Source organism: Corynebacterium sp. HMSC14H10 (genome assembly GCF_001807105.1).
GTDB lineage: Bacteria > Actinomycetota > Actinomycetes > Mycobacteriales > Mycobacteriaceae > Corynebacterium > Corynebacterium jeikeium_D.
Map to the genome: position 1 here is coordinate 82,451 of NZ_KV787412.1, position 26,261 is coordinate 108,711.

Consider the following 26,261-nt stretch of genomic DNA (forward strand, 5'->3'; position numbering starts at 1 on the left):
TAGTAGGTGCTGTGGTTTCGGTCGGAGTGGCGCTGTCGCACCGCTGGCACTGTGGCACCACTCCGCGTGGCTAACCCCAGCTAAAGCATGTCGTCCACATCAACGTCGGCGGCCATTGGTGCAGAAGAAGCCACCTGCATCAGGAATTCCTTATTGTTCCGGGTCTTCTTCAGCTGCTTAATCAACAGGTCAATAGCAGCCTGCGACTCCAGCGCGGAGAGGATGCGGCGCAGCTTGTGCATAATGCGAGCCTCCTCCGTGCTGAGCAGCAGCTCATCCTTACGAGTACCCGACGGGTTGACATCCACTGCCGGGAACACGCGGCGCTCGGAGATTTTACGGTCGAGCTTCAGCTCGGCGTTACCGGTGCCCTTGAACTCCTCGAAGATGACGGTATCGCCTGCGGAGCCGGTCTCCACCATCGCGGTGGCGATGATGGTGAGGCTGCCGCCTTCCTCGATGTTTCGGGCAGCACCCAAGAAGCGCTTCGGTGGGTACAGAGCGTTGGAGTCCACACCACCGGAGAGGATTCGTCCCGATGCCGGCGAAGAGTTGTTGTACGCACGGCCAAGGCGGGTAATGGAGTCCAGCAGTACGACGACGTCCTGCCCCTGTTCCACCAGACGCTTTGCACGCTCAATAGCCAACTCGGCCACTGCCGTGTGATCTGACGGCGGGCGGTCGAAGGTAGAAGCAATAACCTCGCCACGGACACTGCGCTGCATGTCGGTGACTTCCTCCGGGCGCTCGTCGACAAGCACGACCATCATGTAGCACTCGGGGTTGTTCGTCGCGATAGCGTTCGCGATGTTCTGCAGGATCGTGGTCTTACCGGCCTTCGGCGGCGAAACGATGAGCGCACGCTGACCCTTACCAATCGGCATAATCAGGTCGATGACGCGAGTGGTGAGGATCTTCTGCTCGGTCTCCAGACGCAGGCGACGGTTCGGGTACAGCGGGGTGAGCTTAGCGAAGTTCGGCCGCTGCTTTGCCTGCTCCGGATCGATGCCGTTTACAGTTTCGACCTTGACCAGCGGGTTGTACTTGCGGCGATTACGGCCGTTGCCATGAGTGACCTGGCCCGAGCCATTCTCACGCGGCATGCGGACCTGACCAGTGACGGCGTCGCCCTTGCGCAGACCGTATTTACGAACCATTTGCGCGGACACCAGCACATCGTTAGAGCCCGGCAGGTATCCGGACGTGCGCACGAATGCGGTCTTGTTATCTAGCACATCGACGATGCCAGCCACCGGCTGGAGAACGTCATCCTCGCGGATCTCGTCCTGACCGCCGTGTCCCCCACCGTTGTTATCGCGTCCGCGACGGTCGCGGCGATTGCGACGGTTGCGGCGGTTACGGTTGCCACGACCGTCATCGTCATGGTTATTGCGGTCGTTATTGCGATTGTTGTTGCGACCGCGGCGGTTGTTGCGGTTGCCGCGGCCTTCATCGTCGTTGTCTCGATCGTGGTTGTTGCGATCGTTGCGGTTATTACGGTCGTTGCGATCACCGCGGTCATTACGATCATTACGATCGTTGCGATTGTCGTTGCGATCACCGCGGTCGTTGCCGTTATCGGAATCGTCGCGGCTATCGTTGCTGCGATCGTCCTGATTCTCCTGCTCGCGCTGACGAGCACGGTTACGACGATTTCGACGCTGCTGAGAACGGGACATCTCCTCGCGACCATCCGCGTTGGCGTCGTCTCGCTTGTCGTTGCCCTTGTCGCTCTTGTCGGCGCTCTTACTGGAACCCTTATCCGCGCTTTCCGACGGCGATTCCTTGGCATCCTTCGCCTTGGAGCCGGTATCCGCAGCCCCAGCCGCAGCCTTCTTCGCGCGAGATTTCCGAGCTGGAGCGGAACCAGCAGCCGGGGCACCATTCTTAATGGCCTCAATCAGCTCATGCTTGCGCATGGCGGAGATGCCGCGAATGCCCTTGCTGGAAGCGATTTCACGCAGTTCTGCCATTCGGAGGGCCGCAAGATTCTCTGGGCCGCCTGCCGTGGCAGTGGTGTCCGTATCGGTCACGGATGTCCTTTCATCGACCTTCCCTGCAGTCACTCTCTACAGGGGGCTATGTCATTGACACTTTTTCGCTCTTACTGCCCGCCACCGCGTGTGCTCCGTCGTCGAACCTTTACCACGTGCGGAAAAGTAGCCGCAGCTGACGGGAAACTATCGAAAAAGCCAGGCAAAAGACCTCGACGTTGAAACTAAACCGAGGCATCTTGCCTACATTATTTCCGCATCTCAAACCCGAGCGTCCGGGCTGAAGATGGTTAGGAAACTTTAGGTCCACAGCACCGCAAGACTATGTAGTCGCACTACTGATTTATGTGTTTTCAATGTCACGTTGCGCCATCGCGTTGTGTGAACAACTGCGAAGGTCAACGGCATGCGGAGTACATGAAGAAGTACGTATCTAGCCGCGTATTGAAAACGACCTATTGCCCAAGGATAGTCACCAAATAGTCAGGTAGCAACACTAGTTCTCACCTGCGTTTCGCTAGGTCGCGGGGCTGTGAGTCGGTACTGTAGAGCTCATGCGCAGTACGATGCCTCATATTCCTCTCAATATCGCTCAGATTGTGGAATACGGTCGCACCATTCACGGTCGGACTCCGGTGACCTCCTGGAACAGTGACGGCCCCGAGACCACCACTTTTGCCGCCATCGCCGCACGCGCTAGTGCGCTGGCACATGCACTTCGCGATGAGCTCGGCATCGACGGGGATCAGCGCATCGCTACCCTGATGTACAACTGCGCCGAACACTTCGAGGTCTTCCTCGGCGTCGCCTCCATGGGCGCGGTATTCCAGCCGCTGAACAAGCAGCTCATGCCGGATCAGATTGTGCACATTATCAATCACGCCGATGACCAGGTCATCATCGCGGACCCGACCGAGATCGAACTGCTCGCCGAGGTTCTTCCGCACTGCCCGCGCGTCCGCGCTGTCATCATTATCGGTATCGGTGATTTGTCGGATGTGGCTGAGCAACTGCCGGCTGGCATCCCGTGGTACTCCTACGAATCACTCATCGACGGACGCCCCAGCCGCTTCGACTGGCCTGAGCTCGACGAAAACTCCGGTGCAGCCATGTGCTATTCGACGGGCACCGAGGGCGCACCTAAAGGTGTCGTCTACAGCCACCGTTCGCTGTACTTGCACAGCCTGAATATGCGCACCACTGACTCCTTTGCCATTTCGCATGGAAACCCGTGGCTTTGCTGTGTGCCCATTTATCACGTCCTGTCCTGGGGCGTGCCGCTGGCCTCCTTCATGTGCGGGGCGTCGCTAATCTTCCCCGGCGCGGACCTGTCCGCACCACGTCTGGCAGAAATCATCGAAACCTCAATGCCGCGCGTAGCTCAGGGCGTGCCGACGCTGTGGATTAACCTCATGGCGCACTACCTCAGCAATCCTCCGAAGCGCATGAGCCTGCAGGAGATTTTCTCGGGCGGTTCCCCTGTCCCGCCTGCACTGATTCGGCTCTGGGAAGAGCGCTACGGTGTCGACGTCATCCACTTCTGGGGCATGACCGAGACTTCGCCTATCGGTACCGTGGCACGACCTCCGTACGGCGCCTCCGGTGAGGCCCGCGAACGCTACCGTGTCAGCCAAGGACGTTTCCCGGACATCATGCAGTTCCGCATTGTTGATGACAACGACCGCGTGCTCGACCTGCATGACCGCAACCAGGGTGAGCTGCAGGTGCGCGGCAACACGGTCACCGGAGGCTACTACAGCTCTCCGGAGGCTCAAGATGGAGGCACCGCGCACTTCTTCCGCGGTGCGGAGGTCGACGAGGCTAGCGAACAGTTCACCGAGGACGGGTGGCTCCGCACTGGCGATGTCGGCTCGATTACTCACGACGGCTACCTGACTATTCATGACCGTGCTCGCGATGTCATTCGTTCCGGTGGTGAGTGGATCTACTCCGCTCAGCTGGAAAACTTCGTAATGGAAAGCCCACAGGTACTCGAGTGCGCGATTATCGGCATGCCAGATAAAAAGTGGGGTGAGCGCCCACTGGCCATTACGGTGCTGATGCCGGAAGTTGAACAGAGCAAGGAGACCGCTGAAATGCTCCGCGATGAACTGCGGCCAAAGCTGCCAAAGTGGATGCTGCCGGAGTACTGGGCCTTCGTGGACTCAATCGATAAGACCTCAGTGGGCAAGTTCGACAAGAAAGACCTGCGCTCGCACTTGAGCGCAGGTCAGTACAGCATCGTGAAACTGAAGGGGCCGGGCGAAAAGTAGGTAGCAGGCTAAGCCACTGGCCCGGCACCTGGCCGCAGCTGCGGCTTAGCCGTCGACCACGACCTTAACCGGCTCACCGATTCCCAGCTCCATGACCTTGATGCCAGCCTCGCGGGCATCGTCCAAGATCTTCTCATCTACTGCAGTAGTTCCCAGAACCATACAGGTCGGACCAGCACCCGAGAGGAATGCCGCGTAGCCACGGTTGCGCAGGCGGTTGACCCACTCTGCGGTCACCGGCAGCACGTCGGAGCGGTACGGCTGGTGCAGGCGATCTCGCGTTCCCTCCCACAGCAGTTCCGGGTGGGACTGCAGCGCTGCGGTCATAACCGCAGTACGGGAGACATTGAAACGAGCGTCGACATGCGAAACATCGCTCGGCAGCACCTGACGGACTGCATTCGTGGAGGCGTGGAATGCCGGTACGAGTGCGGTCGCCTGAATGGACTCATGCACCGGAATGCTCACTGCTCGGTACTGAGGTGCGGTGCGACCATCGACAGGCTTGTCAGTCCAGCTGACCACTGCCCCGCCGAGAACGGATGCGCCAGCGTTATCCGGGTGGCCTTCGAATACCGAGGATTCTTGGATTACCTGGTCATCGGTAAGCGGGAAGCCCGCCAGACCGTTAGCGGCAGCGACACCAGCAACGGCGGCGGCTGCGGAAGAGCCTAGACCGCGCGACTGCGGAATGGTGTTGTGGCAAATAACCTTCAGCCCCGGTGCCTCGACTCCTGCGGCGCGAAGGCCCGCGCGAATCGCGCGCAAAACCAGATTAGATTCGTTGCGCGGCAGGTCGACTTCGCCCTCGCCGTGAATTTCAACGACGACACCGGACTCGATGACCTCGACCTCGACGATGTCGTAGAGCGCAACTGCCAACCCCAGGGTGTCGAAGCCCGGGCCCAAGTTCGCTGACGAACCTGCAACCGTGACGGTGACCTTCTGACCCGGGAAAAGCTCCTGTGCCATTTAGATATCCATTCCTTCGATACGAATGACGTTGTTGACGGCCAAAACCGCGTCGTTGGCGCGCAATTCATCGACCGTTGCTTCCAAATCCTTCTCCAGTGCCTTGTGGGTCACGATGACCAGGCGAGCGCCGTTGGCGCCCTCTTCCTGGCGGACGGTGCGCAGGGAGATGTTGTGATCAGAGAAGGTACGAGCGACATCGGCAAGCACTCCGACGCGATCGTCGACGTGCAGGTCGATGTGGTAGCGGGTGCGAACGTCACCGAAGTCGAGAATCGGCAGGTTAGCGTAGGTGGAATCTCCCGGTGCGCGACCACCGTGGACAATGTTGCGAGCAGCTGCAACGAGGTCACCGAGCACTGCGGAGGCGGTCGGATTACCACCAGCGCCGTTGCCGTAGAACATCAGGCGACCAGCGGCCTCGGCCTCAATGAAGACAGCGTTGAAAGACTCACGCACAGTTGCCAGCGGGTGACGACGTGGAATCAGCGCTGGGTACACGCGGGCGGAAATGGACTCCTTGCCATTTTCGTCCGTAACCCGCTCACAGGTAGCCAGCAGCTTAATGGTGCAGTCTGCGCTCTTGGCGGCTGCGATGTCGTCAGCGGTGATCTCGGTAATACCCTCGCAGTGAACATCATCAGCAGTCACGCGGGTGTGGAATGCCAGGCTGGCCAGAATAGCTGCCTTGGAAGCGGCATCGTGGCCCTCGACGTCTGCAGTCGGGTCGGCCTCGGCGTAACCCAGGCGGGTGGCCTCTGCCAGCATCTCGTCGTAGTCCGCACCAGTGGAGTCCATCGCATCAAGGATGAAGTTGGTAGTGCCGTTGACAATACCCATGACCTTATTGACAGTGTCACCGGCCAGCGAACGGCGCAGCGGCCCGACGACCGGGATAGCTGCAGCCACAGCTGCCTCGAAGAAAAGGTCGACACCCGAGGAATCGGCAGCCTCAGAGAGCTCCTCGCCGTGAGCGGCGACGAGTGCCTTGTTGGCGGTCACGACCGACTTGCCGGCACGCAGTGCCTCCAGCACAACGCGACGTGGGTAATCAATGCCGCCGATGACCTCGACTACCAGGTCAACGTCATCGCGCTGAACCAGCGAAAAAGCATCGTCGGTAAGAAGATCCTGATCCACATTCGGACGCGGCTTGGTCTTGTCGCTCACAGCAATACCAACGACCTCGACCGGTCCGCCGATGCGGCGCTCGAAGTCCTCAGCCTTCTCGTTGAGCAGGCGGTAAACCTCAGTACCGACTGTGCCAAGACCTAAAATAGCGACACCAACTTTGTGGCCCTCGCCCTTTCCAGGATTATTCGTTGCGGCAGTCATCGTGGCGTTTCACACTCCAGGCTTAGTAAGTCTTGTACGGTTTCTCGTCTTAATATTTGGGTCACTTGACCATCGCATACCGACACTACTGGTGGTCGCGTCAGCATGTTGTAGCGGCTGGCCATTGCGTAACAGTATGCCCCAGTAGCAGCGAGCGCGAACAGATCACCCTCGACAATGTCGTTCGGGTAGTTCGCATCGTTAATCAGAATGTCTCCCGATTCACAGTGCTTTCCGACGACGCGGGTGGGAATCCTGGAACCGGACACCTCGCGATTAACAACGCGACCATCATAGTTCGAGCCGTAAAGCGCCGGACGAATATTGTCGCTCATGCCGCCATCGACCGATACGTAACGACGGGTCATGCCGTCATCGATGGTCACATCCTTCAAAGTGCCCACTTCGTACACCGTGACCATGGACGGGCCAACGATGGCACGACCTGGTTCAACAGCCACTGTCGGAGTCGCAATGCCGATACGCTGCGCAAGCTTGTCTACGGCAGTGAGGATCTCGTCGGCAAGCGGAGCAACGTCGAGGGGCTGCTCGCCTGCGGTGTAGGCGATTCCGAAACCGCCACCGAGGTCGAGGGTGTTGAAGTGTTCCGAGATTTCAGTGCCGTGGCGTTCGACCAGCTTTTCCACCAGTGAGAACACGCGCTCGGCGGCGAGAATGAAACCGTCGGAATCGACAATCTGGGAGCCGATGTGGCAGTGCAGACCAACCAGGCGCAGATTGTCGTCCTCTTCTACGAGGTTGGCAGCTTCCAGCGCCGAACCGGACGCGAGGGAAAAGCCGAACTTCTGATCTTCATGCGCAGTAGCAATGAACTCGTGGGTGTGCGCTTCCACACCGGGCTTCACGCGAACGAGCACGTCCTGCACCACGCCTGCTTCAGCCGCCACCTGGGACAGGCGACGCAGCTCCGAACGGGAGTCAAGCACAATCTTGCCCACGCCAGCGGAGATAGCATCACGCAGCTCAGCGGTGGACTTGTTGTTGCCGTGGAAGGTCATGTCCTTGGCTGGGAAACCCGCCGCCAGAGCGATAGCCATCTCGTTGCCCGAGGCGACATCGAGATGCAGCCCCTCCTCCATTACCCAGCGGGCAATGGTCTTCGACAGGAAAGCCTTGGATGCGTAGTGGACATTCTCCGCGCCGCGGAAGGCCTTGGCCATCGAGCGGCAGCGAGAGCGGAAGTCCTGCTCATCGACGACAAAAACCGGAGTGCCAAACTCCTTGGCAATGTCGACCAGGCTCACGCCACCAATTTCCACCGAGCCGGGATTCTCTTCGTCAGCGCCCCGACGACGGGCGGTAGTTGGCCAGACATGCGCTGGTAGTTCATTAAATTGGGTGGAGTCGGGTCGGGTGTAGCCACCCAGTTCGAAACCATTGCCGTCGATAGGCACGAAACAGCTCTCTTTCTCCGTTACCCGGGCGGAGCAACGGGGTGTAGTTTTACGGGCGCGTTCGACTACATGCGCTCAGGTGCAGTAACACCGAGCAGCTGCAGAGCATTGGCCAGCGTCTGGCGGGTAGCCTCAGCCAGGCCGAGACGAGCACGGTGTAGCTCGGATACCTCTTCGTCTGCCTTTGGCAGGATCTGGCAGGTGTCGTAGAAGCGGTGGAAGACACCGGCAAGCTGCTCAGCGTAACGGGCAATGCGGTGTGGTTCCCGCAGGTCAGCAGCAGACTTGATGATGGCCGGGAACTCACCGATAGTGCGGATGAGCTCACCTTCGCGGTCCTCTACCAGCAGGGAGAAGTCAGCGCCTTCGCTGGTCACACCGGCCTCTTCGGCACGGCGACCGATTGAGCACAGACGAGCGTGACCGTACTGGACGTAGTAGACCGGGTTGTCGCTGGACTGCGAAGCCCACAGCCCCAGGTCAATATCCAGGCTGGAGTCCACGGAGGAACGGATTAGCGAGTAGCGAGCAGCATCGACGCCGATTGCCTCAACCAGGTCGTCCAAGGTGACCACTGTGCCCGCACGCTTGGACATCCGGACAGCCTTGCCGTCGCGAAGCAAGTTGACCATCTGACCGATGAGCACCTCGACGCCATCGGCGTTGTAGCCGAGCGCTGCAGCGGCGGCACGCAGACGTGCGATGTAGCCGTGGTGATCGGCACCCAGCATGTAAATGCACAGGTTGTGGCCGCGGTCGAACTTGTTCTTAACGTAGGCGATGTCACCTGCGATGTAGGCTGCGTCGCCGTCGGACTTGATGACCACGCGGTCCTTGTCGTCACCGTAATCGGTGGACTTCAGCCACCATGCGCCGTCAGCTTCGTAGAGCTTGCCGTTTTCCTTCAGGGAATTGACAGCTGCTTCCACCTGACCGGACTCGAACAGCGAGTTTTCGTGGAAGTAAACGTCGAAATCGGTGCCGAACTCGTGCAGAGACTTCTTGATGTGCTCGAACATCATGTCCACGCCGATGGCGCGGAAGTGCTCCTGGACCTCTTCCTCAGAGCCCTCGAGTGCCTGCGGGATCTTCTCCAGCACAGCAGCGGCGATGTCCCGGATGTACTCTCCGCCGTAGCCATCTTCCGGAGTCGGCTCGTTGCGAGCGGCGGCAACCAAGGAGTCGGAGAAGCGGTCAATCTGGCGACCGTGGTCATTGAAGTAGTACTCGCGGGTGACCTTGGCACCGGTGGCGGACAGGACACGACCGAGAGCGTCACCGACTGCTGCCCAGCGAGTACCGCCCAGGTGGATCGGCCCGGTCGGATTTGCGGAGACGAACTCCAGGTTCACGTCGAGGTTGGAGTTGAAGTCGGCATGACCCCACTTCTCCCCCGCTGCCAGGACGTCCTCGACGATCTTGCCCTGGGCATCGGAGGCCAGGCGGATGTTAATAAAGCCCGGGCCTGCGATGGTTGCTTCATCGATGCCCTCAGAAGCGCCGAGCGCTGTGGCAATTTCAGTTGCCAAGTCACGCGGCACCATGCCGACGCGCTTGCCCAGCTGCATGGCGATATTGGTTGCGTAGTCGCCGTGCTCAGGGTTACGCGGACGCTCGACGGTCGGGTTTTCCGGCACGATAGAGACATCGGCATCGTGGGCAGTCAAAACCTCGACGGTGACTTTTCGGACTAGTACAGCAAGATCAGCAGGATTCACGATTGCCTATCCTATTAGGTCAATCGCGGTCGTGGAAACATCAGCCACCAAAAGATTGATTTGAGGGGTATCTGCAGGCCACCGCCTCCGGCTGTCCTACACCGCTTTCACGATCCAGCCGAATTCAGGTTGAGAACAGATTTAATCCGGGTCTAGGCGTAGCATTCAGGTAGGAAATTATTGCCTTACCCCTCAACCCATTTTGGAGCGACCGTGAAAGTAGCACTTTTCGCGACCTGCATCGGGGACATGATGTTTCCAGATGCAGTGAGTGCGACCGCCAGAGTTCTCACGCGCCTAGGATGCGATGTGGTCTTTCCACCACAACAAACCTGCTGCGGCCAAATGCACGTCAACACCGGGTACCAGAAGGAAGTCCTTCCTCAGCTGGACACCTACGCTGATGCTTTTGCAGATTCCTCGATTGATTACGTTGTCGCCCCGTCCGGTTCCTGCGCCGGCGCCGTTCGCCACCAGCATCCGATGATTGCGGGCCGCTACGGTACCCGTGCCCAAGTCCACGCGGCACAGGCCTGCGCGAACAAGACGCTGGATCTCTCCGAGTTCATCACCGATGTCGCTGGTGTGACTGACGTCGGTGCTTACTTCCCCCACTCAGTGACCTACCACTCCACCTGCCACAGCTTGCGGGTGCTCAAGGTGGGTGACCGTCCGTGGCGACTGCTCAGCGCAGTCGATGGAATCGATCTGCGCGAGCTGCCCGGCGCGGCGGAGTGCTGCGGTTTCGGCGGCACCTTCGCGGTGAAAAATGCGGAGACTTCCGCTGCAATGGTTGCCGACAAGACAGCCAATATCCGCACTACGGAAGCGGAGTTCGTCACCGCTGGCGATGCTTCCTGCTTGCTCAATATCGGTGGCGCGCTGCGTCGCCAGGACTCTGGCGTGCACGCCATCCATATGGCCGAGATTCTGGCCTCCACCAAGGAGACCCCGTTTGATGTGCACAACCGCCAAGAAGCTTCCCTGCGAGGTGAACAGTAATGGTCGCAATTAACGTCGGCATGCCAGCCCTTCCTCCCCGCGCGCCGCACAACGTCGGGCATCTGCGCGGTACGCGCGGGTTCACGGCCGCAGCGCACGAGGAGCTCAAGAACACTCGCATGCGCGAAAATGTCGGTCATGCCACGCGTTCGATTCGTCAGAAGCGCGCGCATGTCGTAGCCGAGAAGAATGACTGGGAGCAGCTGCGGCTCGCGGGCAGCCACATCAAGCGCGATGTTATGGCGCGTCTGCCGGAGCTGTTGGAGCAGTTCGAAGAGTCGGTTACGAACGCCGGTGGTCACGTCCACTGGGCGCGCGATGCCGCCGAGGCAAACCGCATCATCACGGACTTGGTGAAAGAGACCGGCGAAGAAAAGGTCGTCAAGATTAAGTCGATGGCCACACAGGAAATCGGCTTGAACGAAGCGCTTGCCGACGCCGGCATCACCGCCCGCGAAACCGACCTGGCGGAACTCATCGTTCAGCTTGCCGACGACATGCCGAGCCACATCCTGGTTCCTGCTATCCATCGCAATCGCGAGGATATCCGCGAGATCTTCCTCAATGGAATCCCCGGAGTCGACCCGGATTTGAAAGCCAATCCGGCCGATCTGGCCGAGGCATCCCGTAAGTTCCTGCGCGAGCAGTTTATGGAGGCCAAGGTCGCGATTTCCGGTGCCAACTTCGGTGTGGCCGAAACCGGTACGGTGGCCGTCGTCGAGTCAGAGGGCAATGGCCGCATGTGTCTCACGCTGCCGGAAACACTGATTTCGGTGATGGGTATTGAGAAGCTGCTTCCCACTTTCCAGGACTTGGAAGTATTCTTGCAGCTGCTGCCACGGTCGTCGACAGGCGAGCGTATGAATCCCTACACCTCCCTGTGGACGGGAACCACGGACGGCGACGGCCCGAAGAATTTCCACATTGTGTTGCTGGACAATGGGCGCTCGGCCACCCTTGCCGATCCGATTGGGCGTGAAGCGCTGAAGTGCATTCGCTGCTCGGCATGCCTGAATATCTGCCCGGTGTACGAGCACGTGGGCGGGCACGCTTACGGTTCGGTCTACCCGGGTCCGATTGGTGCAATTTTGTCCCCGCAGCTCACCGGCATGGACTCCTACGATGATCCGAATGCCTCCCTGCCCTATGCATCCTCGCTGTGTGGAGCTTGCTTTGAGGTCTGCCCGGTGCGAATTGATATCCCCGCGGCGCTGCTGGAGCTGCGACACCGTAAGGTCACGGAGCACCGCCCGCCGGTGGAGGGCAAGCTCTTTGCCACGCTCGGGTTCATCATGGGCAATCAGAAGCTGTGGGACATGAGCGCTAAGATGACCTCCCTCGCCCGCGTACTCGGGTTGAAGAACGGCGAGATTCACACCCTGCCACTTTTCCTCAGCGGGTGGTCGGATGTGCGTGATACTCCGATTCCGCCGAAGAAGCCGTTCCGCTCACTGTGGGGTTCGGAGGATTTCTCGGCGCAGCTGTCCCGTGAATCGGCAAATCAGGTTCCGACGAAGATTAATGGACTGTCGGATGACAACAAGCAGCCCGACACGTCCGGCAAGGAGGCCTAGCGATGTCCCATTCCTCAGCATCCGCGAACATTGCCAAAAGCGAAATCCTCGAGCGTATCCGCAATGCTCAGAAGATCGCCTTCGAAGGCCGTGACTTGGCCTCTGACGCAGGCATCGTCACCGGCGAGCCCGGTACACATTTCAACATCCCCCGCGATTACGAACGCTCCTCCGACCTGACGGCCAAGGAGATCATTTCGCTTGCCGACGAACGCATCGCCGATTACAAAGCCGATGTACGCCGCTGTGGGAGCTCGGCAACTGAAATCAATGAAGCTGTGAAGAAGGCAATTGCTGATGTCGGGGCTTCATTGATTGGTATTCCCGAAGGCCTAGACCGCGAGTGGGTTGCGGGGTTGGAGTCTGGTGGGGGTAAGGCCACCACCGAGATTCGCGTCGATACAGGTTTCACCGCCGAAGAGCTGGACGAGCTCGACGCGATTGTCACCAGCTCTGCTGTTACCTGCGCCGAGACCGGCACCATTTTTCTGGACGGTTCGGCCACTTCTGGCCGCCGCGCGCTGACCTTGGTGCCGGATATTCACATCTGCGTTGTGCCGGCTTCCACGGTTGTCTACGGCATCCCGGAGGCAATTTCCCGTCTACGCGAGAGTAATCCCACCGCTCCCATCACCATGATTTCGGGGCCTTCTGCAACCTCGGACATCGAGCTTGCCCGAGTCGAAGGTGTCCATGGGCCACGCACGCTGATTGTGATTATTGCTGGCCAGTAGCACCAAGGTGAATTGTCATGGGCGACTCGAATTCCTCCGCCAGGCTGTTCCGCTGGAAGAACGGTAACTAAACGTTTCCGCTAGGTGGCCGCTAAAACAAAAATCCCTCAAGCAACCAGGAAAAACCTAATCACTTGAGGGATAGAACGTGCCCCCGAGAGGAGTCGAACCTCCGACCTTCGGTACCGGAAACCGGCGCTCTATCCACTGAGCTACGGGGGCGTGTGGCACAAGTACAACAAGTGCAACGAGAAAAGATGTTACCACTTGGCTGGGGCGATTAGCGAAATGCCCCGCGCCCCAGCCAAATCTCCACTACGCGGCTTCAGAAACCTGGTCTTCCTCAATAGGACACACCACGGGCACGCCCTCGTCATCGAGTACGCGGGCTCGAATTCCATAGACGCGGGCCAAAAGGTCCGGAGTGAGAACGTCAACAGGACTCCCCTGGGCAACCACGTGGCCGTCGTGAAGCATGACAAGCTCATCGCAGTAGCGGGCGGCGAGATTCAGATCGTGGATTGCGACGAGTGCCAAGGAGCTCCGTGAGGCGACCTCCGCACGGACGAGTTTTAGGAGTTCCACCTGGTGACGCAGGTCGAGGGCGGAGGTGGGTTCGTCGAGAAGCATGATCTCGGGATCGCGGACAAACATCTGCGCGACGGCGACGAGCTGCCGCTGACCGCCGGAGAGCTCGCCGACGAATCTGTCGGCAAGGTGTTCAATGCCAACCTTTCGGAGAGCTACCGCCGTGTGCTCAATCTCTGAGCCACGTACCCGCAGACGCCCGGCGCGCCGCCCGGAGACCAGTACCGATTCGAATGCGGTCAGCGAGGCGCTGGCCGGTAGATCCTGCGGTACGTAGCCGACGACTTCGCGCAGTTCGGAACCGATAACCCGTTCATTGTCACGGGTCAGAACAATCTCCCCGGACATGGGCTTTCGAATCCCCGCCAGCGTGGTCATCAGTGTGGACTTGCCCGCAGCGTTTGGCCCGAGCAAACCCGTCACCGTACCTGGCTTCAGCGTGCGTATTGACGCCCCGCGCAGCACCTTTCGCTTGCCATAGCCTGCAGCTACGTCATTGACATCGAGAAATACGCCCATTAGTTCCACACCGTCCTCTTACGCAGAAAAACCAAGCCGACAAAGAATGGGACACCGGACGATTGCGGTAATGATGCCAATCGGCACTGCCACACCCGGCACCACCGTGATGGATACCGCATGAGCTGCCGCAAGCAGCGCCGCGCCCGCCGCCATCGATGCCGGGGCAAAGAAGCGCTGTTCTTCACCGACCAGCATGCGTGCAATGTGTGGGCCGACCAGTCCGATGAAGCCGATGATGCCGGCGAAGGCCACTGCGGTTGCTGCCAGCAGCGAGGCTACAATCAGCGTCGCAATGCGCAGCCTATCCACATTGATGCCCACGGCTTTTGCTCGGGCATCGCCAAGCCGCAACACCGTCAGCGCCCACGCATAGCGGATAGTGAACGGAATAGCGATTAGCAGCGCCGCCGCAATGATACCGTTGGCCACCCAGTTCGCGCGCTGTAGCGAGCCCATCGTCCAGAACACAATCTGCTGGAGCGCCTCGGTAGTCGCGCGGTATTGCAACAGCGCCAACAGCGCTTGGAATAGAAACACCAGACCAATGCCGAGCAGAATCATCGATTCCTTACCCGAGCCGCGCCATACCGACGCCGCCGCCACAATCGCCACAGCGACGACGGATGATACCCAGGCCACGGCCGCCAGGTTGAACTGCGCATGCGGAATAATCACCCAGCCCAGCACAATCGATGCCGCCCCACCGAACGCCGCTGCAGCCGAGATACCGAGCGTAAACGGCTCCGCCAGAGGGTTATCGAGGATTGTCTGCATCTGTGCACCGGCAAGCGACAGCGCTGCACCAATCAGCACTGCCATCACCGATGCAGGCAGACGCAGCTTCCACAGCACCGTACGAGTGGTTTCGTCCACATCATTCGGGCTCACGATGCCACGGACGACGTCCCCCACGCTCAGTGCCATCGGCCCCACAATCGTCGCCACCACAAACGCGCACACGGCCAGCCCCACCAGCACCGCAATGATGGCGATTTTCCGTGCCGAGCGTCGTCGGTACTGTCGCGCAGAGTCGTAGGTCGTGCTTGACGACGGACACTCGTGCTGTTCGGTGGCGGGCTGCGACTCTTGACCTCCACTGCCGTTGGTGGAGGTGGACTCGCGGGGTTCGTCGTCAAGCCCTGACGCGGGAGCGTGCAGATTGGTGTAAGTCATCGGATTCCTTCTTCGATGGTGGAAGATGGGTTACTTGGTCGGCTCCAGCGCGGTGAAGAAGGTGCCGCTGAGTTCGAAGGGCAGGTAGTCCTTGTGGAACTTGGCGAAGTCAGCGACCGGGTCGAGGTCAGCGAACTCCTCTGGGTGAATCCACTTGGCGAATTGCTCGAGCGCGAAGACGTTGTACGGCGAGTCGTAGAACTGGTGGAAGGCGGCGTACAGATCACCCTTCTTCGGCGCGGTCAGGGTGTCAAAACCCGGAGTCTTCAGCAGGCCTTCCAGAGTGCGCTGTGCGGTCTCTGGGGTGGCGGTGTAGCCGAGTTCGACGTGTGGCAGCACTTCCGGCTTCTTCGGATCGAGCGCCCAAGAACCACCGGTGGCGATGATCTTCTCCGGCTGGACGGACAGGACCTTCTCTGCGGTCACGTCGCCCGATTCGGTGTCGAGGAGGCTGTCTCCGAGGTTCTCACCGCCGGCTGCTGTGACAAGGTCACCGAGGTTGGACTTGTTGACGGTCGAGCAGCAATCCTTGAGACCGGCTGCTCGCCAGACGAAGGTCTTTGGCTTGTCTTCGAGCTTGGCGGCACGTTCGGTGATCTCGTTGACGCGCTTTGTGTAGAAGTCGGTGAACTTCTTGGCATTGTCCTGCTCATCGACGATCTGGCCGAGGAGCTCGACGGACTTGGCGGTATTCTCCAGGGGCTTTTGCCGGAAGTCGGTGAATACGTACTTCAGACCTGCCTGATCGAGCTTGGTGAGGAAACCGGACTGCTCCGCGGCCTTCTTGTGGTCAAGGGTCATGACGACCACGTCTGGGTCGTGGGAGATGAGGTTTTCAACTGTGACATCGCCCTTGGCGATATTGCCGATGGTCGGCATGTCTTTCAGCTCGGGGTTCGTCTCGAAAAGCTTGGTTTCAAACGACGGTGCGCCCGAATGCAAATCGCTGCCCATGGCGACAACGTGGTCACCCGGGTTTTCTTGGTCAAGCATCGCGGTGACAAACATGGCGCGGCCTTCACCGAGCACGACTCGTTCTGGCTGCTTGTCGAAGGTCACAGTGCGACCTGCGACATCAGTGACAGTGAGTTCTCCTTTGTTGTCGGCAGCCTCGTTCGACTCTGCGTCCGCACCGCATGCTGTAGCGACGAAGCTCAGCGCTGCACACCCGATTGCGGCCAGAGTTTTGGTCTTTGGCGCGGTTTTAGCCTTGGCGAAAATATTGACTCTCATGCGTTTCAGTTTCTGCCTTGTTTATTTCTGCGTAATTTTTGGTACTTAGGGTGCACAAAGAGAAGTGAACAGTCACCCCTTTGCTTTAGGCACGCCTTACCTTACAGCTTGAAACGTAGAGAAAAAAGCGCCCTGCTAGTGGTTGTTTTACTAGCAGGGCGTGGAAGTCTTACTTCCTTTCGAGAACCGACTGGAAGCACCTCAGCATCACTTCGCGGTCTTCATTAGCAAGTGGTGAAATAACTTCCTGGCGAACAGTGTCTACATAATCCGGCGCCGCCTCGGCAAACACGTGCCGACCAACGCCTGTTAAGACGACGACATAATCCGAGTCCGGGTCTTCGCCGTGGTCTTCGGTGTGAATAAATCCGCGCTTTTCCAACCTGTTGGTATGCAGCAGCGCGCGGGGATGGTTCCACTTCAGTCGATCACAAATCTTGTCAACATGCAGAATCCCATCCTCTACCTCATGCAGAGCGATGAGCAGGGTAAAGTCCGCGAACGTCAGCCCGGTTCGAGTGCGTAGGCTTCGCTCGATATTGCGCTCTACCTCGCGAAAAGCAGCTACCATCGACTGCCAAAAGAGCTGTTCATCATCACTCAGCCATTCAAATGAGTTCATACTGCTCTAGGCTAATGGTGAGAGCCTCGTAGCGGAGACAAATGAGAAAACACTCACAAAAAACTTCTGGCTACTCTGCTTTTCCGTCGACTGAATCGGTGACCGTAGCATTGGCGGTCTCTGCAATCTTATCGAGCACAGCGGAAATCCCCTGATAGTCGATATTCTCACCGAGCACATCAAACAAAACATGGCGCACAAGCTTCACATGGTTCGGCGCCGCCTTCTCAATCACGGTTCGACCGTGTTCAGTAAGCGTGACATCAATACCACGGTTATCGCAGGCGCAGCGTTCCTTAGTTACTAGCCCGCGTCGCTCCATGCGAGTAATTTGATGCGACATTCGGCTGCGGTCCCATTCCAGGGATTCGCACAGGGTGCGCATGCGCACTACATTGTCTTCAGCCTCGGAGAGAACAACCAGAACCGAAAAATCTGCAGTGGAAATATCGAGAGAATCTTGCAGCTGAAGGTCGATTGACCTGTCAACGGCCCGTTTAGCGTTCAGAATTGAGCGCCATAACCGCTGCTCTTCATCACTTAACCACGGAACATCTTGCATATGTACAGAGCCTACTATCTTGAAACCAAATCCTGAATTTTCATAAACTCCGCTCCTGTCACACGATCAAAGCGGGCTTCATCGCACGTCAGGACTAATACCTGCATATCGCGCCCCGCTTTGGCAAGAGCATTATTCATCCGCCGCAAACGGTGTTCGTCTGAATAACCTAATGCATCATCAATAATCACCGGAGCGCCCTGCCCGCCCTCCATGACACCGGCAACGGCCAAGCGCAGCAGAATGTCCAGCTGCTCCTGCGCTCCACCAGATAGCTCATCGACATCGAACTTGCCATCGGCATTGGACCGTGACTCAATCTGCAAGTCCTCATTCATCGTGAACTGAGTTCCCGCACCGAACACACCGCCACCGTACTCTTCGAGCTTGCGCAGCAAGGGGTCAGCCAGCGCATTCCGCGATGCCACGCGTGCCTGTGTCATTACCTCCATGAGAGTCTTGGCGGCAGCTGCACGTCGACGCATTGAATTCCGATCTCGCTGTGTTCGCTCCACTACTCCCTCAGCTGCTGCCAGTTTCTCATTCGCGCTGTCGAAATAGTCCAAGTGCACCCGAATCTCTTGCCGACGCTTTTCCAGCTCAGCCAGGCGATTCTCAACTGCATCCCGTCGCTGCTTAGCGCCCGCGAGCGATGCTTCCACGTCGTCGGCATCCCGCTGCGCCAGCTCCTTCTGAGCCGCAGCCAGTTGCTCTTCTGCCGCCTCATAGTCCTTGCCTCGGTTTTCCACCGCAGCAAAGATCTCGGCGTCCGAGGCTTTTTCTCGCGTCGCCGTGAGCGAATCTTCGCGGACCTTCAGAACGGACCGAGCCCCTTCAAGCTCGCTGCTGGCCTTCGTATAGTTGGCGTGTGCAGGACGCTTCTCCAGCTTCGATAAGCGCATATCAGCACTGTCGCGCTCCGACTCGGCATCCCTACGCCCCACTGCAGCTTCTTCCAGCCGGGACTTTGCCGATACCAAGTCAATCTCCGTCGGCGCTTCCTCGCCCGCAAGTTCCTGATACCGCTCGCCGTGTACTCGTGCTTCTTCCTTCGCATCGTCCAACTCTGCTGTGAGCTGGTGATACTCCACACCGTCGGACACCGCAGTTATGGATGTCTCCACCTGGAATTTTGCTTTTTCCGCTTCCCGACGTCGTGTGTATGCCTTTTGTGCTTCCGCGACGGAATCAGCGCCTGCAACCTCAAGCTGTTCTTTGAGCGATGTCTCTGCTTTTTCTAGCTTGCGCTGCTGCGAATCTGAGCCGTCTCCGGGCTGTATAGCAACCGTGACGTCGCCGACTTCGATGGCCAATGGCTTAGTAACCGCGCGTTGAACTGTCTCAGCCTCCGGAGCTAGCCCCACTTTCTCGCCGTCGACCGTGACCTCCTGCGCACTACTAGCCGAGAGCTGCACACTCGGGCTCGATGCCTCCAGCACAGCGGCGGCTGTTGCAACTTCGCGTTCGCAGGTCAACAGTTTTTCCATTACCTCTTCGGTAACGGAATTCCGAGTAACTATCTCCTTGTGCTCTGCCAATTGCGCGCGGAGCGCATCGAGTTTCTTCACTCGCTTCGACAGAGCTTCAACCAAACCGCGCTTCTCTCCCAATGCAACTTCAGCTGCGGCCAGTTCTTCTGCCTTTCGAGCTTCGCGGTACGTGTTTACAACCGCATCGCGATCTTCCTGCGCCTTCTTTAAAGCTGCGACCTCCTTATCGAACGCTTCCTTAAATTCAGCAACTTTCTTCTCTGCAGCAGAATGCTGATCCTTGGCTTCTTGTGCCTGCTGAATGAAAGCTTCGCGCTCTTGCTGAGCCTGTTTAGCTAAGTCCAGCTGCTGCTTCGCCGCTGCAGAGACCTCCTGTGCCTGGGAGACGGCAACCCTGAACTTTTCGAGTTCTTCTAGTGCCTGGCCCCAGTGCTCGACTTCGTTTTGGGCTTCTGGCAACGATGCCCGCTGCGTTTGCTGGCTTTCTTCATTACGAGCAGCTTCCTCATTGAGCGCTTCGAATTCCCGGACCTTTTTCGCCGCTTCGTCGCGCACCTGCTGGGCTTCCGCCAGCTCCTTGTCTACGTCGGTAACCTGCTTGCGCTCTTTGCCATTTTTTTGGAAATAGTTGCCGTATTCGGCTTCAACGGCTTCAAAAAGGCCTACCTCTTCTGCGGTTTCCGCGCGCTGCCCCGATGCCGACTGCAATGCGCTAGTGACTTGTACATAACCGCCCAAGGAGAGGGTCTTTTGTGCTTGCCCCTGTTCAGCAACGAAAACCTGCCACAGGTTCTTGGTATCTGCATTGTGCATTCGGGCGGCCAGCCACTCCTCCGCCTGGTCATCTTTGAGAACCTCGGCTGTCGGAGAGTGGACGGTGACGATTGTGCCGGTGTCCTTGGTGCCACCAAAGATCTTGTCCAGCGTAAATTCGTAGCCGTCAAGCTCCAGCCGGAGCTTAACCTGCGGCTTTTCCTGGCTGGAGTGACTGTTCAGACTAAGCGCTTCGCTTGACCTGGACTTCCATTTTGTCGTCAGTGCAACGTGAATAGCTTTGGCGATTGTCGTCTTACCCGACTCATTTTCACCGGAAATCACTACCACGCCGCGCTCGGCGAGCCCTGTGATTGAGAGTGAATCAATCGCACGTACATTGTGTAATTCGATGTCGTGAAAACGCATGATCTATTCCTTCTCTCCGGCTAGGCGAGCCAGCAAGCGAAGCGCATCAGCTGCTGCGGTGGTTTCAGATTCTGATAGGGGTCTACCGCTCTCGGTTCGCCCTGTACTCAAGACCGTTAGTTTTTCTGCAGCTATGAGCGGATAACCGGTGAGATTGAGATTAGAGATATCCCCTTCGGACGGAACCACCGTTAAATCGGAGCCACTTTCCCGGCGATAAAGTGCAGCGAAAAGCTGTTGGTACTGCTCAAGTCGGTTTTCAAAGGTAGTCGACTCTGACAGTGTCACGGTTCCTCGCAATGAATACTTCACCGCTGTGTCTGTCTTCGTCTCTATACCGTCCAGTTCAGCAAAGAACTCATCGAGGTCTTCCGCGCCAGTGATATCCATGTCGATGGCATGAAAAGCCCACTGCCCCACTCGGTGGGAGGCCACGGTAACTGAGCCCTTTTCGGGGTCGTCCTCTGCGATGTCGACGACTAGCGCATTGCCGGAATCCCGTTCTTTGTCGTCATACGCTGTGGTTTCGTGCGCGCCGGAGAAATAAACTCTGCCAGCATGGTCAAGTTGGCTCGTGGAGTGGGAATCCCCCAGCGCCACATAGTGCAGCGCCCCACGGTCAATAGCCTGTTCCAAGCTGGTCAGATCAATGGTGGCTCCCGCATCAGCACCAAAGCCTTCTACTTGGCCGTGTGCGACCATCACTCGGATTCCATCGGCCGGCTCAAGCTCCGTGGCTACTTCCGCCACGATGTCGTCTGCCGAATACTTGCCGTGTACTGGCACACCGATGAGTTCCACCCCGTCACGGATGGAAATGGGCTCGCTGTCGCGAATTACGTAAACTCCTCGGTCTTCCAAAGATTCGAAAGCGCTACGTCGATAAATGGAAGAAGCATCAAGCGCATCATGGTTGCCGGGCAGGAGATACACCGGCACGGGTAGCTTGGCTATTCGCTCAAGAGCCCGCAAGAACACCTTGTCCGGCAGTGTATTGGAATCGAACACGTCTCCAGCGACGACGATGAATTCAGCGCCTTCGCTGGTCGCCAACTCACCGATGCGGTCGATGGCGTTGAGGCGACTTTCGTGGAACCTAGCTTGGGCTTCACCGCCATCGAGCTCTAGGAACCACCGAGTCATTCCCAGTTGCCAATCTGAGGTGTGAATGAATTTCATGACTAGCGCTCCTTTTGTCCCAGGCTCAGCGATTCCTGCAGATGTTGCCAACAATCTTCCAAATCGGCGACTGCACGAATGGTCTCTCTCGAAATTACGCAGGTTGGCTGCAATGCTTCATGCAGCAAACTACGGTCGGTAACTGTTAGTGGGTCAATAACCTCGAGCGAAGGAACACTGACTCGTTCCAAATCATTGCCCCAGTAGTCGGCTTCGACCGCGAAAAGCTCGGCAACCTTTTTCTGCTCGTTGTCACCGCCATCATTTCCACCAGCGCCATCCGCCTTCTGGGCGATTTTATTGGGATCCTCCCGAACCGCGCCGCCAAGCCCGAGGCGCTTTGGCGCAGTCCGGTTTCGCAGCTGTGTTAGTTCCTGAAGCCGGCGTTGCAATTCGCGCTGCGGATAATCGCGCAGCTGCATTAGCGACAGCGGATCACGGTCAATATCAGCGACAAGTTGAGCGGCGACTGCAACGGTGTGCTTACACACAGGTGCCGGGTCCGGGCAGGTGCATTCGCTATAAATGTGCTCTTCACCATCGCACAACAGCATTTCCATCTGCTCATACGGCAACTCGCCGTGCTCAAACTCTGTGAAGGCCGACGGATTGTTCACCAACCACCGCAGTACGTCGTCAGTTTGTTTCTGCTCCCGCCGTGGGAACCGAATAAAGACTGAAAATGGTTCCGGCTGGCTGCCCTGCACTTCCCCGATGATGTAACCATCCGCGATTCGAAGCCCGAGCACATTGCCGTCGAACCTGTACTTCTCGCCTCTGTGAACACGACCCGAATCGGCGCCACGGATGATGAACTCCCACACCCACCGGGCAAAGCTAGTACGTGGCTCGACCGCCACACGCGCTGAGGTTCCACGTCGCTGCTGCCCGGTAAATGCACCAGCCCAGTCCTGGGTGGCCAGGAGCTTTTCAATCGTCGAGCTGGTTGCTGGTGCGCTTCGCGCCGTAGTCCTTTTACGACCGCGCTTTCCAGAGGGACCCTTGCCAAACTCGGCAAAGATGACATTGTCGCCCCATGTCACGTCTCCGTCACCGGCCATTAGTACCACCTCTTCTGGACTCTAAACGGTGTCACATTGTTGGGAATCGAATCGTCATCCGAGGTTGCGGAATCCAATGCCGTGGCCTCCGGGTTCACCCGACCGGTCACCGTCCCACCGGACTTTGACTCCGCTGCGTCCATCGATTCACGCAGTGACTGAATCTTGTCCTTGTCCAATTGCCACAGTGACCGCAAACGGTGAAAATCCATCTCCGTCAGCTTGATTTCACCAGCGCGCACAACTGCATCCGCCAATTCTGCTTTTTCAAAAATCAGCTCGTCGATGCGTTCTTCAAGCGTTCCAACACTGACCAGCTTGTGCACATGGACGTCTTTACGCTGACCGATGCGGTAGGAACGGTCCGTGGCCTGGTTTTCAACCGCTGGATTCCACCACCTGTCAATATGAATGACGTGGTTGGCGGCAACTAGGTTGATGCCGACACCTGCCGCGAGAGTCGACAGCAAAATGATTGGTGGACCGTCCGGAGCATTAAACTCTGCCACTACTTTTTCGCGCTGTGCCGGAGTCATTGCCCCTTGAATAAACGGAATGTCCACGCCCAAGCGCTTGCTGAAATGAGGGGCAAGCATCTTGCCAAATTCCACGAACTGCGTGAACACAAGCGCGCGTTCACCGTTTTGCACAATCTCATCGACGAGCTCTTCCAACCGTGCGACCTTGCCCGAGCGATGCTGCCCATGATTAAGCAGCCCCGAGCCGTCGTGCTGGTAGTGCGCTGGGTGGTTGCAAATCTGCTTCAACTTCATGATGCCGCCGAGGATGATGCTCTTTCGCCCGAAGCTGCCAGAACGATTCCGCTTCGAGCGCTTAAGCTTGTCCTCGATATCCTTCACGGCCTCCTGATACAAGAAAGCCTGCTCCGTCGTGAGAGGAACCATCTCCACCTGCTCATTCTTCTTGGGCAGGTCCGGCGCGATAGCTGGATCCGACTTGAGTCGGCGCAGGATAAAAGGTGCTGTAATCGACTGTAATTGCAGCAGCATTTCCGCATTCCCATCACGCTCGATGGGAATCGCAAACTTGTTGCGAAATGCATTCGCTGAGCCCAGCATGCCTGGATTACAGAAATCCATGATGGTGCGCAGTTCGCCCAAGTCATTTTCCACCGGAGTACCAGTCATGGCGATGTTGTGTCGCGAGCCCAGGCTCCGCAGCGCTCTGGATACCTGTGCGTTGGGGTTCTTAATTGCCTGTGCTTCGTCAGCAATCACATGATCCCACTGCACTTGGGCGAGTTCGTTCACATCTCGGGTAGCAACACCATAGGTCGTCACAACAACATCGTGTTTCCCGATAAATTCTTGTAGTTCTCCACCATGAGGGCGGTTTGAACCATGCAGCAGCCCAACCTTAAGCTCTGGAGTGAACTTTGCCGCTTCTGCTGCCCAATTGCGCAACACACCTGTCGGAACCACCAGCAGCGAAGTCTTGTGCTCTTGAGCCGTAGCATCTGCTTTCCGACGGCAGCGCTCATACTCCAACAGCGCCAGAATTTGCACAGTCTTACCGAGCCCCATGTCATCCGCGAGAATGACACCAAAGCCGCGGTTGGACATATCCGCCAGCCACTCCACACCGCGCTGTTGATACTCCCGCAGCTCACCGACAAAACTCGGTGGCACCTCGACCGACTCTGCGAGGGCCGTGGAACCGTCTGAGTACTTCGACACCAACGCCTTGAGCCAAGAGGGATCCCTCGGGGCGACTGGCACTGCTGCTGGAGCTTGCGACTCCAAACCACCATCGAAGACCAGCTCTTTCAGGGTGGCTTGCCCCTTACCGGTTTCCTCCCCGGCCTTGGTCTGCTCCACCAAAAACTTCAGGGCTTCCCTAGCTACCTCTGGGTTCGCGTGCACCCAATGGTCTCGCAGATGCACTAGCCCCGTACTCGATGCAGCGAGCTCACGCATTTCCGCTTCCGTCAGTACGGCATCCCCCACGGCCAGCTTCCACTCGTAATCAACCAGTTGGTCAAATCCGAGTTTCGGTTCCGAACGGCGCCCAGCAGGCCCCGTCGGATCTAACTGGACGACTTCAGTGTGCAACTGCAGGGTGGTCTCCACTGACTTCCAGTTCGGCGGCAGCATCACATCGATATCAACCTTTGCCAGCTGCGAGATGCCATCAGTCATAAGCTCTATCAGCTGCTCTGAGGTCAGCAGCAGATCCAAGCCCGGGTGGCCCGCTGCCTTCGCATATTTGAGCGTTGGGAATGCCTCCTGTGCAGCCAATAGCTGCGGGCGAAGCAGCGACAGCACGGACCGGCGACACATTTCTGGATTCAGGCGCTCCGGAGCTGCGACGCCGATGCGGTAGTACATCCGCAATGGCCATAGAGTCTCATGTTCCACCGCAGCTGAACGAGGATTGAAGCGAGTTACTGAGCCCCCTTCTTCATCCGCTCGATCCTGCAACTCCAACAGCTGCGGAAGATCCACATCCGACAAGTCTTCCAGCTGGCCTTCAAAACCAACAGGTTCCTGCACCATTAGCTGCAGACGAACATCCTCACCATCGGCCGACAGTCTCCACTTTGCCAGTGACTGCGCCACCCCCGGCGTCGCACGCCCCAGGGACTGAGACTGCAACAACGACCGCACGAAACTCTGACGCTGTTCTGCCGGTTCATCCAGATCGGCCAGGAGCGCGTTGGTGACCCAATGAAACATCCGATTGATGAAGTCCTCAGCCACCGTGGCACCTCCGTTATCAATCAACACCGGTGGTGTACGGGAAATGACCTGACTCTGCCAAGCAATCTCACTCAGCCCCTCCGACATCCGCCACGTCGGCCACCACTCATTGTCTTCCCATGTCAGCGCCACCAATGCCCGCCCAGAGCGTGCGAAAGCATCCAATCCCTGTACAACATCCACAAAGAACCGAAGATCCGGTGCCATCGCCGCCGAGGCAACTTCCTCCTGCAATTGCACCAGTGCCGTCACCGCAGCCCATGGCGGGAACACCCATGTGGGTACCGCTTTCTCTACTGCCCGCCCCTTCGGTGTGCGCAGTTTTAGCGTCAGTTGCGCTCGACTCCCCTGGTCCAGCACTGCAAAAAGCCGACGCTGATGCGCCGGGACTTCCAGCAAATCCACGTCCGCAATAATCCGGTGCCCCTCTGGCCGCTCCACCCATAGGTGAAGACCCGAATCATCCTTCCAGACCGCGTGCAGCAGCAACGGCACCGCTGACTTAGCAACTTGATCCATTACTTCCTCCCCACTGCTTGCTCAGTCATCGCCTGCTCAGTCATCACCGTCTAATCACCCGGCGACTTCGCCACCAGATATTTGTTCAATGAAGATTCTGCCACGCACCCCGGATCAGCTTTTCCACCACACCACAATATTAGCACGCATGTTCGAATTATGTATCTTGCAAAAATTACTCCCCTTCTGCCCAAATACCCCTTTTCCCAGGTAATTTGTCGCACTTAACCGATTTTTAAAAGCTTTTTCAACGCTTCTTATCTTGCAATGCAGCGCATCACATGAAAACGTCGTATAGGCCACAAGAATTAAAAATGTGTGACTCGTGCAATAGTTCTGCCATGGTTCGCATGTGCCAGTAGGCTCCGATGACTGTCGAAGATAGTCCGGAAG

17 protein-coding genes, 1 tRNA gene and 1 pseudogene are annotated in these 26,261 nt (G+C 58.0%); 4 read left to right on the forward strand and 15 right to left on the reverse strand.

Going from position 1 to position 26,261, the window contains the following annotated elements; all coding sequences use genetic code 11:
* Positions 1-80: 80 nt before the first annotated feature.
* On the reverse strand, positions 81-2,033 hold the full coding sequence (gene rho / locus HMPREF3135_RS02825; RefSeq protein ID WP_049172046.1) for a transcription termination factor Rho: 1,953 nt from the start codon (positions 2,031-2,033) through the stop codon (positions 81-83).
* Positions 2,034-2,548: 515 nt separating this feature from the next.
* Between rho and HMPREF3135_RS02830 the strand changes: the two genes are divergently transcribed.
* Positions 2,549-4,267 carry a long-chain fatty-acid--CoA ligase gene (locus HMPREF3135_RS02830; RefSeq protein WP_049194099.1) on the forward strand — a complete coding sequence of 573 codons (1,719 nt, stop codon included), beginning with the start codon at positions 2,549-2,551 and terminating at the stop codon, positions 4,265-4,267.
* Positions 4,268-4,312: 45 nt separating this feature from the next.
* Here HMPREF3135_RS02830 and thrB read toward each other — a convergent pair whose 3' ends face one another.
* The 4 genes from thrB to argS form a co-directional block, all read right to left on the reverse strand.
* Entirely contained in the window at positions 4,313-5,239 is a 927-nt protein-coding gene (thrB, locus tag HMPREF3135_RS02835) for a homoserine kinase (protein ID WP_049190091.1), read from the reverse strand.
* Positions 5,240-6,574: a homoserine dehydrogenase gene (locus HMPREF3135_RS02840; RefSeq protein ID WP_016422448.1), complete on the reverse strand. Its 1,335-nt coding sequence runs from the start codon at positions 6,572-6,574 to the stop codon at positions 5,240-5,242.
* Positions 6,571-7,989 carry a diaminopimelate decarboxylase gene (gene lysA / locus HMPREF3135_RS02845; protein ID WP_049194100.1) on the reverse strand — a complete coding sequence of 473 codons (1,419 nt, stop codon included), beginning with the start codon at positions 7,987-7,989 and terminating at the stop codon, positions 6,571-6,573. Before lysA ends, HMPREF3135_RS02840 begins: the two co-directional genes overlap by 4 nt.
* 65 nt (positions 7,990-8,054) lie before the next feature.
* On the reverse strand, positions 8,055-9,707 hold the full coding sequence (gene argS, locus HMPREF3135_RS02850) for an arginine--tRNA ligase (RefSeq protein ID WP_049194104.1): 1,653 nt from the start codon (positions 9,705-9,707) through the stop codon (positions 8,055-8,057).
* Between the two features lie 213 nt (positions 9,708-9,920).
* Between argS and HMPREF3135_RS02855 the strand changes: the two genes are divergently transcribed.
* Genes HMPREF3135_RS02855 through HMPREF3135_RS02865 form a run of 3 tightly spaced genes read left to right on the forward strand, consistent with a single transcriptional unit; the run spans position 9,921 to position 13,017 of the window.
* Positions 9,921-10,709 carry a (Fe-S)-binding protein gene (locus HMPREF3135_RS02855; protein WP_049194105.1) on the forward strand — a complete coding sequence of 263 codons (789 nt, stop codon included), beginning with the start codon at positions 9,921-9,923 and terminating at the stop codon, positions 10,707-10,709.
* A complete protein-coding gene (locus HMPREF3135_RS02860) occupies positions 10,709-12,283 on the forward strand; it encodes a LutB/LldF family L-lactate oxidation iron-sulfur protein (RefSeq protein WP_070437893.1) in 1,575 nt (524 codons plus the stop codon). The genes HMPREF3135_RS02855 and HMPREF3135_RS02860 overlap by 1 nt, the downstream gene beginning before the upstream one ends.
* 2 nt (positions 12,284-12,285) lie before the next feature.
* Complete coding sequence (locus HMPREF3135_RS02865; protein WP_049180811.1) at positions 12,286-13,017, forward strand: LutC/YkgG family protein; 732 nt, start codon at positions 12,286-12,288, stop codon at positions 13,015-13,017.
* Between the two features lie 149 nt (positions 13,018-13,166).
* Here HMPREF3135_RS02865 and HMPREF3135_RS02870 read toward each other — a convergent pair.
* The 10 genes and pseudogenes from HMPREF3135_RS02870 to HMPREF3135_RS02915 all read right to left on the reverse strand — a co-directional run bounded on the left by HMPREF3135_RS02870 (position 13,167) and on the right by HMPREF3135_RS02915 (position 25,868).
* A tRNA-Arg gene (locus HMPREF3135_RS02870) sits at positions 13,167-13,239 on the reverse strand.
* A gap of 93 nt (positions 13,240-13,332) precedes the next feature.
* A complete protein-coding gene (locus HMPREF3135_RS02875; protein WP_038628441.1) occupies positions 13,333-14,124 on the reverse strand; it encodes an ABC transporter ATP-binding protein in 792 nt (263 codons plus the stop codon).
* Positions 14,124-15,300, reverse strand: a pseudogene (locus tag HMPREF3135_RS02880) (FecCD family ABC transporter permease). Before HMPREF3135_RS02880 ends, HMPREF3135_RS02875 begins: the two are co-directional and overlap by 1 nt.
* A gap of 30 nt (positions 15,301-15,330) precedes the next feature.
* The gene (locus tag HMPREF3135_RS02885; RefSeq protein WP_070429338.1) at positions 15,331-16,533 is read right to left on the reverse strand and encodes an ABC transporter substrate-binding protein; all 1,203 of its coding nucleotides are present in this window, start codon (positions 16,531-16,533) and stop codon (positions 15,331-15,333) included.
* Positions 16,534-16,702: 169 nt separating this feature from the next.
* Entirely contained in the window at positions 16,703-17,155 is a 453-nt protein-coding gene (locus tag HMPREF3135_RS02890; RefSeq protein WP_070437896.1) for a MarR family winged helix-turn-helix transcriptional regulator, read from the reverse strand.
* A gap of 70 nt (positions 17,156-17,225) precedes the next feature.
* A complete protein-coding gene (locus HMPREF3135_RS02895) occupies positions 17,226-17,717 on the reverse strand; it encodes a MarR family winged helix-turn-helix transcriptional regulator (RefSeq protein ID WP_070437900.1) in 492 nt (163 codons plus the stop codon).
* A 14-nt stretch (positions 17,718-17,731) separates the two neighbouring features.
* On the reverse strand, positions 17,732-20,389 hold the full coding sequence (locus tag HMPREF3135_RS02900; protein ID WP_070437903.1) for an ATP-binding protein: 2,658 nt from the start codon (positions 20,387-20,389) through the stop codon (positions 17,732-17,734).
* Between the two features lie 3 nt (positions 20,390-20,392).
* Positions 20,393-21,568 (reverse strand): metallophosphoesterase family protein, encoded by a 1,176-nt coding sequence (locus HMPREF3135_RS02905; protein ID WP_070437906.1) that lies wholly within the window; start codon positions 21,566-21,568, stop codon positions 20,393-20,395.
* A gap of 2 nt (positions 21,569-21,570) precedes the next feature.
* Entirely contained in the window at positions 21,571-22,629 is a 1,059-nt protein-coding gene (locus tag HMPREF3135_RS02910) for a hypothetical protein (RefSeq protein WP_070437910.1), read from the reverse strand.
* The gene (locus tag HMPREF3135_RS02915; RefSeq protein ID WP_070437914.1) at positions 22,629-25,868 is read right to left on the reverse strand and encodes a DEAD/DEAH box helicase; all 3,240 of its coding nucleotides are present in this window, start codon (positions 25,866-25,868) and stop codon (positions 22,629-22,631) included. Before HMPREF3135_RS02915 ends, HMPREF3135_RS02910 begins: the two co-directional genes overlap by 1 nt.
* Positions 25,869-26,261 lie beyond the last annotated feature (393 nt).

Excerpts from the sequence above, each read along its gene's own strand:
- HMPREF3135_RS02830 (WP_049194099.1), top strand. The coding sequence starts at position 2,549 with ATGCGCAGTACGATGCCTCATATTCCTCTCAATATCGCTCAGATTGTG.
- thrB (WP_049190091.1), bottom strand. The coding sequence starts at position 5,239 with ATGGCACAGGAGCTTTTCCCGGGTCAGAAGGTCACCGTCACGGTTGCA.
- HMPREF3135_RS02840 (WP_016422448.1), bottom strand. The coding sequence starts at position 6,574 with ATGACTGCCGCAACGAATAATCCTGGAAAGGGCGAGGGCCACAAAGTT.
- HMPREF3135_RS02860 (WP_070437893.1), top strand. The coding sequence starts at position 10,709 with ATGGTCGCAATTAACGTCGGCATGCCAGCCCTTCCTCCCCGCGCGCCG.
- HMPREF3135_RS02865 (WP_049180811.1), top strand. The coding sequence starts at position 12,286 with ATGTCCCATTCCTCAGCATCCGCGAACATTGCCAAAAGCGAAATCCTC.
- HMPREF3135_RS02875 (WP_038628441.1), bottom strand. The coding sequence starts at position 14,124 with ATGGGCGTATTTCTCGATGTCAATGACGTAGCTGCAGGCTATGGCAAG.
- HMPREF3135_RS02885 (WP_070429338.1), bottom strand. The coding sequence starts at position 16,533 with ATGAGAGTCAATATTTTCGCCAAGGCTAAAACCGCGCCAAAGACCAAA.
- HMPREF3135_RS02890 (WP_070437896.1), bottom strand. The coding sequence starts at position 17,155 with ATGAACTCATTTGAATGGCTGAGTGATGATGAACAGCTCTTTTGGCAG.
- HMPREF3135_RS02895 (WP_070437900.1), bottom strand. The coding sequence starts at position 17,717 with ATGCAAGATGTTCCGTGGTTAAGTGATGAAGAGCAGCGGTTATGGCGC.
- HMPREF3135_RS02900 (WP_070437903.1), bottom strand. The coding sequence starts at position 20,389 with ATGCGTTTTCACGACATCGAATTACACAATGTACGTGCGATTGATTCA.
- HMPREF3135_RS02905 (WP_070437906.1), bottom strand. The coding sequence starts at position 21,568 with ATGAAATTCATTCACACCTCAGATTGGCAACTGGGAATGACTCGGTGG.
- HMPREF3135_RS02910 (WP_070437910.1), bottom strand. The coding sequence starts at position 22,629 with ATGGCCGGTGACGGAGACGTGACATGGGGCGACAATGTCATCTTTGCC.
- HMPREF3135_RS02915 (WP_070437914.1), bottom strand. The coding sequence starts at position 25,868 with ATGGATCAAGTTGCTAAGTCAGCGGTGCCGTTGCTGCTGCACGCGGTC.